Origin of the sequence: Acinetobacter sp. Leaf130, from assembly GCF_001423205.1 — a bacterium.
Lineage (GTDB): Bacteria > Pseudomonadota > Gammaproteobacteria > Pseudomonadales > Moraxellaceae > Acinetobacter > Acinetobacter calcoaceticus.
In genome coordinates, this window is sequence record NZ_LMOE01000006.1 from 244,346 (window position 1) to 259,085 (window position 14,740).

The 14,740-nt window shown below is 40.4% G+C and carries 16 protein-coding genes, 1 pseudogene and 1 riboswitch; of the genes and pseudogenes, 6 read left to right on the forward strand and 11 right to left on the reverse strand.

Annotated features, from left to right (window positions below):
• Positions 1–33: 33 nt before the first annotated feature.
• Positions 34–1,188: a radical SAM family heme chaperone HemW gene (gene hemW / locus ASF86_RS14180; RefSeq protein WP_056483035.1), complete on the reverse strand. Its 1,155-nt coding sequence runs from the start codon at positions 1,186–1,188 to the stop codon at positions 34–36.
• Between the two features lie 116 nt (positions 1,189–1,304).
• Between hemW and ASF86_RS14185 the strand changes: the two genes are divergently transcribed.
• Positions 1,305–1,766, forward strand: a complete 462-nt coding sequence (locus ASF86_RS14185; protein ID WP_005037083.1) for a DMT family transporter — start codon at positions 1,305–1,307, stop codon at positions 1,764–1,766.
• A 32-nt stretch (positions 1,767–1,798) separates the two neighbouring features.
• On the forward strand, positions 1,799–3,145 hold the full coding sequence (gene abeM, locus ASF86_RS14190; protein WP_003654676.1) for a multidrug efflux MATE transporter AbeM: 1,347 nt from the start codon (positions 1,799–1,801) through the stop codon (positions 3,143–3,145).
• A 34-nt stretch (positions 3,146–3,179) separates the two neighbouring features.
• Here the strand turns inward: abeM and ASF86_RS14195 are convergent, their stop codons facing one another.
• Together ASF86_RS14195 and ASF86_RS14200 are read right to left on the reverse strand one after the other, a co-directional pair.
• Positions 3,180–4,430 (reverse strand): acyl-CoA dehydrogenase family protein, encoded by a 1,251-nt coding sequence (locus tag ASF86_RS14195; RefSeq protein WP_003654675.1) that lies wholly within the window; start codon positions 4,428–4,430, stop codon positions 3,180–3,182.
• 32 nt (positions 4,431–4,462) lie between these two features.
• Positions 4,463–5,710 (reverse strand): SfnB family sulfur acquisition oxidoreductase, encoded by a 1,248-nt coding sequence (locus tag ASF86_RS14200; RefSeq protein WP_056483038.1) that lies wholly within the window; start codon positions 5,708–5,710, stop codon positions 4,463–4,465.
• Positions 5,711–5,966: 256 nt separating this feature from the next.
• On the opposite strand from ASF86_RS14200, the gene ASF86_RS14205 reads away from it, so the two are divergent.
• From ASF86_RS14205 to ASF86_RS14215, 3 genes are all read left to right on the forward strand, one after another.
• On the forward strand, positions 5,967–7,265 hold the full coding sequence (locus tag ASF86_RS14205) for an ABC1 kinase family protein (protein ID WP_005037091.1): 1,299 nt from the start codon (positions 5,967–5,969) through the stop codon (positions 7,263–7,265).
• A 99-nt stretch (positions 7,266–7,364) separates the two neighbouring features.
• Positions 7,365–7,619: a type B 50S ribosomal protein L31 gene (locus tag ASF86_RS14210; protein WP_004640941.1), complete on the forward strand. Its 255-nt coding sequence runs from the start codon at positions 7,365–7,367 to the stop codon at positions 7,617–7,619.
• A gap of 251 nt (positions 7,620–7,870) precedes the next feature.
• A complete protein-coding gene (locus ASF86_RS14215) occupies positions 7,871–8,203 on the forward strand; it encodes a HopJ type III effector protein (protein WP_004640939.1) in 333 nt (110 codons plus the stop codon).
• Between the two features lie 158 nt (positions 8,204–8,361).
• Here ASF86_RS14215 and ASF86_RS20280 read toward each other — a convergent pair.
• The 5 genes and pseudogenes from ASF86_RS20280 to ASF86_RS14235 all read right to left on the reverse strand — a co-directional run.
• Positions 8,362–8,457: pseudogene (locus ASF86_RS20280) on the reverse strand (hypothetical protein); the annotation flags it as partial.
• Positions 8,458–8,676: 219 nt separating this feature from the next.
• Positions 8,677–9,057, reverse strand: coding sequence for a fluoride efflux transporter CrcB (crcB, locus tag ASF86_RS14220; RefSeq protein ID WP_003654670.1), 381 nt, complete (start codon positions 9,055–9,057; stop codon positions 8,677–8,679).
• A gap of 124 nt (positions 9,058–9,181) precedes the next feature.
• Positions 9,182–9,248: riboswitch (Fluoride riboswitch) on the reverse strand.
• A gap of 45 nt (positions 9,249–9,293) precedes the next feature.
• On the reverse strand, positions 9,294–9,704 hold the full coding sequence (locus tag ASF86_RS14225) for a GFA family protein (protein WP_056483041.1): 411 nt from the start codon (positions 9,702–9,704) through the stop codon (positions 9,294–9,296).
• A 75-nt stretch (positions 9,705–9,779) separates the two neighbouring features.
• Positions 9,780–10,985: a TIGR03862 family flavoprotein gene (locus tag ASF86_RS14230; RefSeq protein WP_056483044.1), complete on the reverse strand. Its 1,206-nt coding sequence runs from the start codon at positions 10,983–10,985 to the stop codon at positions 9,780–9,782.
• Positions 10,975–11,613, reverse strand: a complete 639-nt coding sequence (locus ASF86_RS14235) for an SAM-dependent methyltransferase (RefSeq protein WP_080592993.1) — start codon at positions 11,611–11,613, stop codon at positions 10,975–10,977. The genes ASF86_RS14230 and ASF86_RS14235 overlap by 11 nt, the downstream gene beginning before the upstream one ends.
• A gap of 87 nt (positions 11,614–11,700) precedes the next feature.
• Between ASF86_RS14235 and ASF86_RS14240 the strand changes: the two genes are divergently transcribed.
• Positions 11,701–11,895 carry a DNA gyrase inhibitor YacG gene (locus ASF86_RS14240; protein ID WP_003654666.1) on the forward strand — a complete coding sequence of 65 codons (195 nt, stop codon included), beginning with the start codon at positions 11,701–11,703 and terminating at the stop codon, positions 11,893–11,895.
• On the opposite strand, the gene ASF86_RS14245 is transcribed toward ASF86_RS14240, so the two are convergent.
• From ASF86_RS14245 to ASF86_RS14255, 3 genes are all read right to left on the reverse strand, one after another.
• Complete coding sequence (locus tag ASF86_RS14245; RefSeq protein WP_005045031.1) at positions 11,892–12,536, reverse strand: MBL fold metallo-hydrolase; 645 nt, start codon at positions 12,534–12,536, stop codon at positions 11,892–11,894. The two genes, ASF86_RS14240 and ASF86_RS14245, sit on opposite strands and share 4 nt — an antisense overlap.
• Positions 12,537–12,559: 23 nt before the next feature.
• Positions 12,560–13,576 (reverse strand): ferrochelatase, encoded by a 1,017-nt coding sequence (gene hemH, locus ASF86_RS14250; RefSeq protein WP_056483047.1) that lies wholly within the window; start codon positions 13,574–13,576, stop codon positions 12,560–12,562.
• A 73-nt stretch (positions 13,577–13,649) separates the two neighbouring features.
• Entirely contained in the window at positions 13,650–14,654 is a 1,005-nt protein-coding gene (locus ASF86_RS14255; protein WP_056483049.1) for a DUF4062 domain-containing protein, read from the reverse strand.
• Positions 14,655–14,740: the final 86 nt, after the last annotated feature.

Genomic DNA, 14,740 nt, shown 5'->3' on the forward strand with positions numbered 1-14,740 from the left:
CGCATCTGATGATGCGGCTTTTGCTTTGCTTAATTATAAAAACTCTTCAAGCACTGAGTTTAAGAAAATATGGCCTTGCTCAGTACAAGCTAAACGGGAAACATCATCTACCAGTAGTTTTCTAGCTCGTAGAGATGTGAGTACCTCATTTAGGTCATCCAAGCTTAAACCTGTACGCTGTTCATATAACTCAGCTTTGACACCATCATTTAAACGCAAAGCATTCATCATAAACTCGAATGGCAACTCTTCTGCCTCAATCTTTTTCATTTGCAAATGTTCAGCTGGAACCTTGGCTAAATAGTCTTTCGGCAAACGAGTTTTTTGGAAACGATACACTCCATCTGGTCGTGTAACTTTGCCATGTGCACCCGCACCAATCGCAAGATAATCACCAAATTCCCAATAATTTAAGTTGTGTGTTGAAGGCAGCTCTTTACGCCATGCCGAAACTTCATAGTTTATAAAACCATTTGCCTTAAGATATGCCTCACCCTGCTCTTGAATGTCTTCTAGCATTTCATCCTGCGGTAGAACAGGTTGGGTACGAAAGAAAACGGTATTAGGTTCAATAGTGAGTTGATACCAACTAATATGTGTTGCGCCACTTTCTACAGCTAACTGTAGATCGTAAAGCGCCTGTTCTAGCGTTTGCTCAGGTAAACCATGCATTAAGTCTACATTCACTCGCTTAAAGCCAGCCTGTTTTGCTTGTTGAATCGCTTCAATTGCATTATTTGCAGAATGAATACGTCCAAGCTTTTGCAAATGATTGGTATCAAAGCTCTGGACTCCAATAGACAAACGGTTAATGCCTGCCTCTAAATATCCTGCAAACGGGTCATGCTCTACCGTTCCTGGATTTGCCTCTAAGGTAATTTCACAGCCATCTTCAAACTTAAGCAATGACTTAAGCTCTGCAAATAGCCACACATAACCCTGTGCTGAAATCAGGGAAGGCGTTCCTCCCCCAATGAATACACTGTGAATCGAACGCCCCTGTGCCATCTCTAGTTGAGTTTCAAAGTCGGCTACCAACGCTTTTAAATAGGTTTGCTCGAGTTCTGAAGAAAGTGCTCCGTCTGGTACGGCATGCGAGTTAAAGTCACAATATGGACATTTACGCACACACCAAGGCATATGGATATATAAAGATAAAGGGATAGAAGCAGGGTTTAATACAGCCAAGGAACAGGTCCAATTTACACAATATTTCTATTTTAACATGACTGCATCAATGGGCTTATGAAAACATACCTTAATTGCTTTAGACTGTTTTTAAACATACTTAAATACTGATAAAAATGATGAAATTCTCTAGCCAATTTTTCCTATTTTTGCCCTTAGCTCTGGGAATCGGCATTGCCATGGCTTTTCAAACTGCCATCAATACCCAACTCAGAGAACAGTTGCACACCCCTTTACAAGCAGCCCTCTTATCCTTTTTAGTAGGAACTATTGTTTTAGCAATCATGGTTTTCTTTCAAAGTGCCGAGAAGCCAACTTTAAGTGAAATATCAAATATTCCATGGATTCTATGGACTGGGGGATTTCTTGGGGTTTATGCAATTAGCATGAGCATTTATACTGCACCTAAACTTGGTTTTTTAACCTTTTCAGGTTTAGTCATTTTTGGGCAATTGCTCATTTCAATGTTGCTTGACCATTTTGGTTGGTTGGGCACAGAAAAGACACCTGTTACATGGCAACGGTTTCTTGGTGGAGTCATCATCTTTGTCGGTGTGCTACTCACTTTGCAACGGTAGCTTCATTTTTATATTTATAAAGAGTACCTTTTGTGTCGAATGTCACATCTTTTCGGTCTGAACTAAAACAACTCTTCCACTTAATGCTACCGATTTTAATTACCCAGTTTGCTCAAGCAGGCTTTGGATTAATTGACACTATTATGGCTGGGCATTTATCCGCAACCGATTTAGCAGCAATTGCTGTAGGGGTCGGTTTATGGGTTCCAATCATGCTCCTGTTCAGCGGCATTATGATTGCAACTACACCCTTGGTAGCCGAAGCAAAAGGCGCAAGAAATACAGAGCAGATCCCTGTCGTTGTTCGTCAGTCATTGTGGGTTGCCGTCATTTTAGGTGTACTGGCAATGCTCATTTTGCAGCTTATGCCTTTTTTCTTACATGTGTTCGGTGTACCAGAGAGCTTACGACCTAAAGCAAGTCTATTCTTGCATGCAATTGGTTTAGGTATGCCAGCTGTGACTATGTACGCAGCGCTACGTGGCTATTCAGAAGCATTAGGCCATCCACGCCCTGTCACGGCTATTAGCATGTTAGCTTTAGTTGTATTGATCCCTCTTAACATGATTTTTATGCATGGATTAGGACCAATACCTGCATTAGGTAGCGCGGGCTGTGGTTTTGCAACATCCATTTTACAGTGGCTAATGCTGATTACTTTAGCTGGCTATATTTATAAAGCCTCAGCTTATCGAAACACGTCTATTTTTGGCCGATTTGATAAAATTAATATGGCTTGGGTTAAAAGAATTTTACAGCTTGGTCTACCAATCGGTTTAGCTGTGTTCTTTGAGATTAGTATTTTTAGTACAGGTGCATTGGTCCTTAGCCCACTTGGTGAAGTGTTTATTGCTGCACACCAAGTGGCAATTTCAGTCACCTCTGTGCTGTTTATGATTCCACTTTCCCTAGCCATTGCCTTAACCATCCGTGTCGGTACTTATTATGGTGAAAAGAACTGGGCTGCAATGTATCAGGTACAAAAGATTGGCCTGAGCACAGCAATATTTTTTGCCATATTAACCATGACTTTTATTGCTCTAGGCCGTGAACAAATTATCTCGATTTATACTCAAGACTTAACCGTAGCTCCTGTTGCGATGTATTTACTCTGGTTTGCAATGGCATATCAGTTGATGGATGCGTTACAAGTAAGTGCCGCAGGCTGTTTAAGAGGTATGCAAGATACTCAAGCACCGATGTGGATTACGCTCATGGCATATTGGGTGATTGCTTTTCCAATCGGTCTCTATTTAGCTCGCTATACCCATTGGGGCGTAGCTGGTGTGTGGCTAGGCTTAATTATTGGTTTAAGCATTGCCTGTGTCTTATTACTTTCGCGGTTGTACATCAACACCAAACGCTTAAGCCAAACCTAATAAAAAGAGCCGATAAAATATCGGCTCTTTTACACTATGCAGATTTTGCCCGTGGGCTTGCTCCAATTTGCCAGACAAAAGGCAAATCAGTACGGTTCACTTCCCAATCTCCAATCACTTTTTCTTTATAGATAAGTGGATTATGTGAAGACACTGTTCGCGCATTACGCCAGAAGCGGTCGAGTTGCTTGACCTGACTACTTGCCGATGCGCCTAAAGCATTAAATAATTGGCTGGTTAAATCCAGTACCAAGTTAGAAATTACTACCTGCCCTTGTGCGGACTCAAGCTCAGCATCTACATTAAACTGATGTTCTTTCACCTCTAACTCACTAAAGTGACTTTCATAAGCCTTTTGTAAAGCTTCTGCTGTTTTTAAGGTAATCGCCTGACTTGCGTAGGCTTGAGCAGAGGCTTTACCCACCACTTGTAAAACTTGTGGATCGTGACGAACCAGATCACCATTACCATGGCTAAAAATACGTTTTCGCTCACGTATTTCTTGACTAAAAGTTTCTACAGCTGCCTGTGCAATCCCAGTTAAGGTTGCTAGGTGTACGACCTGATAAAAAGCAGTCTGATATTTAAAACGTTGGTCAAATGGAATGAGATGTGAAGCTGGCAAATGAACCTGATGTACTTTTAAGGTGCCACTGCCCGTTGTCTTTTGACCAAAACCATCCCAATCATCAATCACACTTACCCCTGTTTCATGGCGATAAATAGCAGCAATTACATGGCGGTCATTCACTTCATCATAAGCAAATAGGTCTATCCAGTCTGCAAAGATACTTCCAGTTGAATAGTACTTTTCACCATTCACCACCAAGTTGCCCGAAGCATCTTTGGTAACTCGTGTAACCACATCACCTATCTGTACATTTCCAACTTCGGTCCATGCGTTCCCGACCAAATCACCTTGTACAAAACGCTGAAACCAAACTTCCTGCGAATGCTCTTTATGGGCAACTAAACGGTCTTCAACAAAAGCGAAGTGTCCACGCAAAGCTTGCACAATATTCGAGTCTGCTTGTGCTAACTCTGCTAAAAGCTGGAAAAGTTGCGGTAATGACACCCCATCTCCACCATATTTAACAGGTACACGTACCGCACCTAATTTCAGTTCTTTTAACCACTGAATCGGTTCAAAAGGTAAGATTCGTTCTTTTTCTCGTTGAATTGCACCTTGAGCAATTTTTTCAAAAACTGGACGAAATCTGCTTGCTACCTTTTCATAATCAGCGCCTACAGACAGTTCTTCTAATTCAATTTGAGTAATCGTCATCTTTATTCTCCTAATCTTATTTTCTCTTCAATTTAGCTCCATGCATGACGAGGCGGATGGACACCATTGAGGTAATAATTACCGACAATGTGATATTTCCAGCGCACCGGATCATGCAAGGTGTGGGTACGTGCATTACGCCAATGGCGATCCAGATTAAGCTCAGATAAAGTGGAGCGCGTTCCCGACAATTCAAAAAGCTTATTGGCAGCTAAAATTGCAACTTCTGTGGTGAGTACTTTTGCTTCGGCAACCAGTAAGGTGGCTTGGTTTACATGTTCTTCAGTCGTGTCGGCAATTGCCTGATCAATCGCATCTCCTGCCAAATCCAATACGGCTTCTGCTGCACGCAGTTTTATTTTTAAATCGCCAATGTTTGCAATCGTGTATGGATCATCGCTCGCTTTTTCCAGACCTGAATCGACCCATGCGCGGCTATGATTTTTGACATAGTGAATTGTTTCTTCAATTGCACCACGCGCAATACCTGCATCGACAGCAGCTTGAATAAACTGTGAAATTGCTCCCGCTGGTGTTGGTCGCTCGAAAGCTTGATAAATCGGAACTAAGTATTCTTCACGTACTGGAACCTGATTAAGTTCAACAGTGCCACTGGCTGTAGTTCGTTGCCCAAAACCAGACCAGTCATTAATAATATTCACCCCTGAAGTTTCCCGAGGGACTAGTGCTGCATAAGGCTGCCCTTGTTCATTCACCGCGACAATCGGAATCCAATGTGCGAGTAATGCGCCTGTTGCAAAGAACTTCTTGCCATTAATTTCATAACCATGCTCAGTCTTTCGTAATGTTGTAGTGAGGTCAGCAACCGTTTTACTATGTTTTTCCGAAAAGGCATTTCCAAAACGAATACCTCTCAACACTAAATTAAAGAAAAACTGTTGTTGTTCTGGGCCTGCATCAAGACGTAAATGTTCAATAAAAGCCAAATGATTTTGAGGAAGCTGCGCAAGGGATGGATCAACACTCGCAATGGTTTTTATGACTTCAGCCAAGGTTCGATATTTGACTTGTGCACCACCAAACTGCTTAGGAACTGTAATGGCCCATAAGCCACTTTGTGAGAACTGTTGAATTTCATTTAAGGGTAAACGGCGCTCTCTGTCTCGCTCTGATGCCTCTTGTGCAAACTCTTGGGCAAGTTGTTTTGCAACCTCAATTGCCTCTTCATCGGAGCGAATAATATGTGCATCTTTCGACTGCTCAAATACAGATAAAGGAACCGCTTGAGATCGTCCATGGGCCGAATTTAAACTTGTCATCGCTTTTGTTATCTCTATATTTATTTAACCTGTCATTCACATTAGCACTAAAAAAATAGAGACTTTATAGATATTAAAGCTTTGTTTATGAAATGGATTTTCACAAGCTTTTCATATTTTTTACTATAAAAATAACATTTTGTTTTTCGAAAATTTTCTTACATGAGATAAACAATTTCGTATAGGTTTTTTAAGCTTTGTCACCTATGATCAAAACTAGGCAATATTATGTTGTAGTCAATGAGGTATCGAAGATATGGCAAAGAATGCAAGTTCACCAGGCAAACGTTTTATGAAACTTGCAGGAATGACCGCGAGCATTGCAACGAAAACCGTTTCTAACTCGATTCGAAACTTGACCGCAGATGAAGAACAAAAGCTGGCTTCAAAAACCAAATTATTTCAGGATATTGGTTTGCAAATTGCCGACACCTTAGGAGAAATGAAAGGTGCCGTCATGAAAGTCGGGCAAATTGCATCACAATATAAAGATATTTTCCCGCCCGAGGTCGCTAAAGCAATTTCAAAGCTACAACGCCAAGCGCCAGCTATGCCTTTTGCCGCGATTCAGCAGCAAATTGAACGAGAGCTTGGAAAACCGCTTAATGTGGCTTTTAAATCTTTTGATAGTGAACCTTTTGCTGCTGCATCGATTGGGCAAGTTCACAAAGCTACTCTGCCTAGTGGCGAACAAGTCGTGGTTAAAGTGCAATATCCGGGTGTTGATGAAGCCTGTGAAAGTGACTTAAAACAAGTACGTTTAGCCCTTCGCTTAATGGGTGTACTTAAAATTGATAAAAAGTTGCAAGATCAGCTTTTTGCAGAAATTCAGGATAGCCTTTCAGCAGAACTCAATTATGAAATTGAAGCTCAAAATCTTGAGGTCTTTAAAACATTCCATAGCCAGTTAGATAACAAAATTATCATTCCAACTGTTTATAAAGATTACTCTTCAAGACGTATTTTGACCCTAAGCCTCGAACAAGGTGACAGCATTGAAACTGCAAGTTCTTGGCCGCTCGAAATTCGAAATACAATTGGAAACCGCCTAATACGTGCTTTAGGTCAAGAAATGTTCTTCTTAAAACGTTTTCACTGTGACCCTCACCCTGGAAATTTCGCTTTCCGCCAAGACGGCAGTGTAATTATTTATGACTATGGTAGTGTTAAAACCCTTTCAAATGAAATCGTTCAGCACTTCAAGCGTTTAGTGAATGCAGCTCGCCATGAAAATATTGATCTGATTGAAACAGAGCTACTCGAACTACATTCCCTTGCTGAAAAAGGCAAGTTCCCAAGTGATCTGTATAAGCTATGGATTGAAGTGTTATTACGCCCGCTTAATACCACTTATGATTTTGCCGAGAACTCATCACATCATGATGGCATGTTACTTGTGAAAAAATCTTTGAAGTATTGGGATGTCTTTAAACCTTCACCAGATACGCTGATGGTCAATAGAACAATTTCAGGACACTACTGGAACCTGATTCACTTAAAAGTACATGACAATCTCAGTGATTTATTTGAAGAACTGGTCCCACCATCTAGCTAATTAAATTTTAAGTCAGTGTGACCTTTAGGGTGTACATTGACTTTTTAATTGTTATGTTATAACATTTCCTAAATCAAAAATAATTTAGGACAATCTCTCATGCGTAAAGATATTCATCCTGCTTATCAACAAGTGTTATTTCATGATACCAATGCAGATGTGTACTTCTTAATTGGCAGTACTCTCCAGACGAAACAAACTAAAGAATATCAAGGTCAAGTCTATCCTTATGTTACCCTTGATATTTCAAGTGCATCACACCCTTTCTACACAGGTGAAGTACGTCAAGCAAGTAACGAAGGCCGTGTTGCAACCTTTAATAAACGTTTCGCTCGCTTTAATCGTAAGAGTTAATCTTACGTTAAGGTTTGATCAATACACTTAAATCATTGGAAGCCTAAGACTATCTCCTCCACTTAGGCTTCTTTTTTTATGTCCGTTTTTTCGATCTTTTTATGTTGTGTATAAAAGAGAACTTATCCACAACTTATTTAAAAACTATTCTTATTTTTTCCACAACTCATCAATTTTTTGTATTCTCCAAGCTTTCAAAGCTTCTATTCGATGCTATGCTTAAACCCTCATTTGATAGGAAGTTTAAGATAATGGCACAAGAGTTACTTGCCCAATTACAAGCAGGCACAGCAAAGTTTTCAGACGTTTTAGCTCATATTGAAGCACGCTACCAACATACTCCAACAGCTTTTCAAAATGGCGCACAGCATAATGCTGCTACTGAAAATCAAGGCAGTGCAAAAGTTTTCTCTTTTGCCAAATTACAAGATTTAGACCAAGCACAAACTTTAAGTTTATTTGCCGAACACTATGCATCTGTATTGGCTACCCCAGAGGGAACTGACCATCAAAATATTCGTCAGTTTATGCAAAATGGTTGGGATGGTGTGAAGTTTGAAGGTCAGGCTTTAGCTGAAAAATAATAAGCTTTATTAGGTAATCCCTCAAATCATAGGATTGTCACAACAGAGTTTTTTCAGTTAGATTTTATATCTAGATTAGCCTTCGGCTCGACCTACTTTTCTTTTGGGAAAAGTAGGCAAAACCATTTTCATCAACAGAACCTGTTATCTGTTTGCACTTATCCAATATTTTGCAAAAACAATATATCTCTGATTTCAGTCAGGCTGTTGATGACTTTAACGCGTATCAAATCAAAGAATAAATCAGATAATTTTCTTTTTATAATTTAAATAATAATTAGTCATTTACTATCGTGACAAGCGGCAAGGATGCCGCTGTTTCGCTGTGCTATAAGGATGTAGCATCAGCGAAACAAAAGATTTTTGCTTACTTTTGATCTTTCAAAAGTAAGGTATGCCTATACAAATAGTGCTGGAGAATAACGTAAAACAGAGGCCGTGCCATATATATTGTGCCTTAAACATCTGAATAATCAGTTGCCTGCTACCCAATAATAAGTCGCTAACCCCAAACACGTAAAAATTAACGACCCGATTAAATGAATAGAAATCCCCAACATCGCCATTCCCAATTTACCACTTTGCAACAAAGTGACAATCTCAATCGAGAATGTTGAAAAGGTGGTTAAAGCACCACAGAAACCAGTAATCACAAAAAGTTTATAGTTGGGACTTAAATCGCTATGAGCAAAGTAAGCAATCGCAAAACCAATAATAAACCCACCCACTAAATTAACAGTGACGGTACCTAGTGGAATTTGAGGATAAATCGGATTGAGTTTTAAGCCTAAAAACCAACGTAACCACGCCCCTAGAACGGAACCTAGAGCAATTGAAAGTAGAGAGTAATACATAGGACCACCCCTTTAGATAGACGCTAAAAGAGTAAAAAAGCATGAAGGTAAATGTGACATCGCATACTCCAAAAATAAGCAAAGTACGCAATAACCTACGTACCCAGCGATATAAATACATGAGGGTAACGTAGGCATCATTAGCCAATACGGCGGTTTTTCAAGGGAAGAATGCCATCTCCCTATTTTGATTATATTAGTCCATCTAAAAGATGATTGAAATATACTTTTTTAAATCATGGACGTTCAGCAAACTGCGGCAAATCATCCAGAATACAATCCCACTCTGCTTTTGAAGCAGCAAAAAGATGTAATGTCGGTTTTTGATCTAATAGTGTATCAAGAGTACCAATTCTTAAACGATAGAGTTCAGGCTGTCCATCACGCGAGCTAATCAAAGGTGAACCACATTCACTACAGAACCAACGATACACACCTTCCACAGCAAATTTTTTGACTAATTCTTCGCCTTGGGTAATTTTAAAATCTGCACTTTTAATAGGAGCATTCGTGGCAAATGCTGTTCCATTGGCTTTTCGGCATCGTTGGCAGTGGCACTGAATAATATCTCCGATATCGCCTTTAATTTCATAGCGAATACCTTGGCATAAACAACTTCCCTGATAGACTGGTGATGCTTGAGACATGTGATCGCAACTCCTATTATTGATCGCTCAAAAATAACACTTTTCACCTATCAAACATAGCGCCAAATGAAGCACTTATCGCTCCAAGAATGAACGCACACCCTCTCCCGCGGCTCGCCCTGTGGCAAAGCATGCTGTAAGCAAATAACCACCTGTAGGTGCATCCCAATCTAGCATTTCACCGCAGCAAAACACCCCTGATATTTCTTTGAGATTTAAACTTTCGGACAGTGCTTCTTGCTTAATGCCTCCTGCACAACTAATCGCTTCTTCAATGGGTCTAAAGCCATCCAACTTGATTTGAAGCGCTTTGATTTGCTGAGCCATAGCGTCTGGTTGGCTCCATAGCACTTTATCAACCACTTCTCTGATTAAGTTAATTTTGGCTGTATCTAATCCTGCTTTACGCCAGATATTAGTCAGAGATTGTTTCTTACCACCCTGTAATTTTTTAACTAACTGTGACAACTCTACATCAGGCAATAAATCTAAAAATAGGTTTAAGCTTTGTCCTTGTTTTTGCTGTTCTCGTAAGGCACGTCCGAGTTTATAAATAACCCCACTTTCTAAACCATAGTGAGTAATCACAATATCACCATGTGTAATTTGGCTAGGATCGACCCATGCATGGACGCGTTTTAAGGGTTCACCAAAACAACTTTCCATAAAAGTAGACCAAACATGCAACACTCCTACATTACTTGGCTGGAAAGGCTCAATATTAGATTGATGAATCCATTGCTGCCATGCACCATCACTACCTAATTGTGACCATGACACAGCCCCACACGCCAATACCACAGCATCATATTGCTGGGTAAAAGTTTCAGTGTTTTGATTATTCTGATTTTGCAAAGTCACTGTTGTACCTTGCAAATCAATACAACGATGACGATAAAAGAATTTAACCTGCTGCTCTGCCAAGCGTTTTAGCCAAGCACGCAGTAAAGGCGCTGCTTTCATTTCGACAGGAAAAATACGACCAGAGCTACCCACATAAGACTCAATTTCAAGACTTTTCATCCAGTCTTGAATCCAGACGGCGTCCCACTTTTCAATCCAAGGTTTTAACCATTCTGAACGGTCGTAACGCTCAATAAACTGTGCTAATGGTTCAACGTGTGAGATATTTAACCCTGTTTTACCCGCCATAAGAAACTTACGCGCAGCAGATGGCTTTTGTTCATATACATCAATGTCATAAGCATATTGGCTTAATACTTCAGCAGCCATAAGACCTGCTGGGCCTGCCCCAATAATGGCAACCCGCTTATTCGCCATGAGTCTGCCCTTGCAGCGGCGCAAAATCATCAAAACGTGTACTGTAGCCTTCAGGCTTAGTCATAATGAGTTGCTGACAAAGCTCGCCACGCTCTAAATACTTAATTTCGAAATGAGTACGTGCAGAGGTTTGAGCAATTTTTTCTTTTTGATAAGGCAGCTTCCACACATTAATTAACTGCTGTTCTGCTTCTTCAATATATTCAGGAATATTACTTGCCAATGTAATGGTTCCACCTGTTTGCAGGCGTGAGATTAAGAACTCAAAAAATGGCATATTCAACCAACGCTGTGCCGGATTATGTGGTTCTGGATTTGGATAGAGTATAAAGAAATGTTCAACTTGAGCAGGGTGTAGAGCGTGTACAACCCAAGGTAAAGCATCTGCATGTACAGGTACCAAATTATCTCTTGGTTCCAAACCATGCTGTTTTTGCATTGCCAAGAATTTTTCACGGGTTCGTTCAATTGCATATAACGTATGCTGCGGCTGTTGCCCGCTAAAGAGCAAAGCATGTTTACCCTTGCCAGCACCAATTTCAACACAAATCGGTGTATTTTCAATTGGGGTAAAATCACGAGGCGCTTGCATACGTTGTGCTTGAAATTGACGAATCGGCATAATCACATCAAACTAAATAAAAATCGGCATAAGTCTAACAACTCACCTGACTTTTGCCTAATCTATTTCTCTTCACTTTGAGGATATCGCTATATGCCACGTACATTTCCCTGCCCACGTTGTGGTGGACCAAGTGTTTGGGAAGGTAATGAGTTTCGTCCGTTTTGCTCAGAACGCTGTAAATTAATTGATTTAGGCGCTTGGGCAAACGATGAATATAAATTGCCTACCCAAGATGCTCCTCAGCAAAACAAGGGTAGTCAAAATGAAGATGATTATGAGGATTAACCTGCTTTACCAGCGACAAACGGGTTAAATTGTTTTTCATAGCCAATGGTACTCATCGGGCCATGTCCAGAAATAAACTGAGTATCATCTGGCAAACTAAAACATTCACGTTTAATCGATTCAATTAACTGATCATGATTGCCACGCGGGAAGTCTGTTCTTCCAATCGAACCTTTAAATAGAACATCGCCCGTCCAAAGTAAGCCATGATTTTTATTATAGAAAACAACATGTCCTGGTGTATGCCCCGGTGCAAAGCGCACCTCAAACTCATCTTCACCAAGTTTTAGCACTTCGCCACCTTCAAGCCATTGATCGACTTTAACAGGCTGCGGAATTGGGAAGCCATACCGTGCTGATACTTCCTGAATCATGTCTAACCAGAACTGATCTTCTTTATGTGGACCAATAACTGGAACGCTCCATTCTTTAGCAAGCTCACCCACTGCTCCAGCATGGTCTAAATGCCCATGAGTTAGCCACAGAGCCTTCACTTTTAGACCTAAGGCTTCTACTTCTTTTTTCAAAACAGCAGCGTCGCCACCAGCATCAATCAAAACTGCTTCTTTCGTTTCACTGTCCCAAACAAGGGAACAATTTTGGGCAAATGCAGTAACGGGAACAATTTTGACTTGCAGCATAAAAACCTCTGGCTAAAACACAATTAACGGTGGGCTAAGGTATAAGTAAGGGCATCAAGATTAGCCTGAACTAAACCTGCAAGCAAATCAATATGAGCCTGATCGCTATTTAAAGCTGGAATATAAGCATAGCTTCCACCGCCTGCTTGTTGAAATAGTTCAGCATTTTGAATCGCTAATTCTTCAAGCGTTTCTAGACAATCGGCAGAAAAAGCAGGACTTAACACCTGAACGGACTTAATACCTTGCTTCGCCCAATCTTGTAATAGCTGGTCTGTATAAGGTTTCACCCATTCTTGTTTCCCAAAACGTGACTGGAAGCTAATCGCCCATTCATCATCTTTTAAATGTAAAGCTTCAGCGACTAACTTTGCTGTGATGCGACAACGGTCTGCATAAGGGTCACCTTTGTCTGCATATGGCTGTGGAATTCCATGAAATGACATCAATAGTTTTTCAGCCGTACCATGCTGCTCTTGGTAGGCTAAAACGCTTTCTGCCAATGCCTGAATAAACATTGGATGCTGATAATAGTCTTTAATAATCGTCAGCCCCGGCAAATTCCGCTGTTTAGGAATCCATTTGGCAAACGCGTCGTATAACGGCGCTGTAGATGTTGCGGAATACTGAGGAAACAAAGGCAATAAAATGACATGTTCTTGCGGATTAGTTGCTAGTTTTTCTAAAACTGCATCAATCCCCGGATTTCCATAAGTCATTGCAGGTAAAACAGTTAAATCAAACTGTTTATTTTCACGCTCTAAATAAGCCTGCACACGTTTGGTTTGCTCAAACACAATTTCACGCATTGGCGAATCTGCGGACCATACCGAAGCATACGCATGCGCCACTCTTTTCGGGCGAAAAGGCAAAACAAACAGATTTAAAATTATCCACCAGATCAGTTTCGGTATTTCAATCACGCGTGAATCAGATAAAAACTGTTTTAAAAAACGGCGCACCGCAGGCACAGTCGCCTCATCTGGTGTGCCTAAATTCGCTAAAATGACAGTAACTTTCGGTTTTTGTTCAAACGACATGTCTAAATGCCTTTCAGTTCATCTTATGACACTAATGTAACAGTTTTCATTGTCATATATAAATTGAATCGCTCTAAGCTTTTAATCGAATGCCCCGATGATTCCATTTATAGCTCAGCAATATCTTTTGAGCTTTAGTGGTTAGTTTCCATAAGCCATATGATTGTTCAGTCTGGGTTGGAACAATCCAGCCTTGCGATTGCATTTGATTTTTAATTCGAAACAGTGCCTTGTGATTAATCTGTGCACAGGCCACCGCATGTGCTCGCGGTAATTCCTGACGAGCATCTTCTAAGCCAGCCTGATTTAAATATTCATTCAGACAAGCTGCAAAATTCTCTTCTGGCATCGCTGTTTCAAAGCGCTTTGCCAGCACGCTTAACAACTGAGACCAAGTCATTTGTCGTTGACGCTTAAGCTCTTTAAAGTTGCCATCCTGAAATACTTGAATCTGATATTCAAATGCAAAAATATCTTGCGGTGCAACTTCGTTTAACTGTATTGATGGCTCTATTACTCGCTGTTCTAACTGCAAAATTTTACTTTTTAATAGCTTAATTTCATCTTGTAACTGTTGAGCTTGATGAGCAGGAACCCAACCTTGTCCCATATGTTGCTCAACCATTAAAGGGATATTTAAACGGACAGCCAACTCCAGTTCACGTGGAGTTTTAAAGTAAAAAATATGCTCTGCTTCGTGTAATAATTTTTTTCTAAATGCGAGAAATTTATCTTTAAGTTGTGGATGTGTTTCTTGTAAATCTATTTCACGATTTTCTGGCTGCTCATGCATGAACACAATAATAGGTTTCGCCTGACTTAACGCATATTCATATTCTAAAGACAGATAACTCACACCAGAAATCGCTTGTTCTCCATACTGGCTGCCTAAAAGTAGGATTACATAATCACATTCATCAATCTGTCGACGTGCAAGTGTAGTGGTTAAAGGTGTTCGATGCTCTAATCCCCAAGCAAAGAAACCCATCCCCACCAAAGTTTGAGACAAAACCATTCGCTCTGGCTGCATATCGCGGCCAGACGTTGAAATAAAAATCTGATAGCGTGTATCGAGCATAACAATACCCTTTCGCTCCATGACCTGTACTTGACTTAATATCAGCCAAGATCATGAACCGCCCCAAATAAAATAATAAATCTAAA

What these genes read in the sequence shown, in the direction of transcription:
- ASF86_RS14240 (WP_003654666.1), top strand. Translation starts at nt 11,701, where the DNA reads ATGCCACGTACATTTCCCTGCCCACGTTGTGGTGGACCAAGTGTTTGG.
- hemH (WP_056483047.1), bottom strand. Translation starts at nt 13,576, where the DNA reads ATGTCGTTTGAACAAAAACCGAAAGTTACTGTCATTTTAGCGAATTTA.
- ASF86_RS14195 (WP_003654675.1), bottom strand. Translation starts at nt 4,430, where the DNA reads ATGACGATTACTCAAATTGAATTAGAAGAACTGTCTGTAGGCGCTGAT.
- ASF86_RS14215 (WP_004640939.1), top strand. Translation starts at nt 7,871, where the DNA reads ATGGCACAAGAGTTACTTGCCCAATTACAAGCAGGCACAGCAAAGTTT.
- ASF86_RS14200 (WP_056483038.1), bottom strand. Translation starts at nt 5,710, where the DNA reads ATGACAAGTTTAAATTCGGCCCATGGACGATCTCAAGCGGTTCCTTTA.
- ASF86_RS14225 (WP_056483041.1), bottom strand. Translation starts at nt 9,704, where the DNA reads ATGTCTCAAGCATCACCAGTCTATCAGGGAAGTTGTTTATGCCAAGGT.
- ASF86_RS14230 (WP_056483044.1), bottom strand. Translation starts at nt 10,985, where the DNA reads ATGGCGAATAAGCGGGTTGCCATTATTGGGGCAGGCCCAGCAGGTCTT.
- ASF86_RS14210 (WP_004640941.1), top strand. Translation starts at nt 7,365, where the DNA reads ATGCGTAAAGATATTCATCCTGCTTATCAACAAGTGTTATTTCATGAT.
- ASF86_RS14205 (WP_005037091.1), top strand. Translation starts at nt 5,967, where the DNA reads ATGGCAAAGAATGCAAGTTCACCAGGCAAACGTTTTATGAAACTTGCA.
- ASF86_RS14255 (WP_056483049.1), bottom strand. Translation starts at nt 14,654, where the DNA reads ATGCTCGATACACGCTATCAGATTTTTATTTCAACGTCTGGCCGCGAT.
- ASF86_RS14185 (WP_005037083.1), top strand. Translation starts at nt 1,305, where the DNA reads ATGATGAAATTCTCTAGCCAATTTTTCCTATTTTTGCCCTTAGCTCTG.
- ASF86_RS14245 (WP_005045031.1), bottom strand. Translation starts at nt 12,536, where the DNA reads ATGCTGCAAGTCAAAATTGTTCCCGTTACTGCATTTGCCCAAAATTGT.
- crcB (WP_003654670.1), bottom strand. Translation starts at nt 9,057, where the DNA reads ATGTATTACTCTCTACTTTCAATTGCTCTAGGTTCCGTTCTAGGGGCG.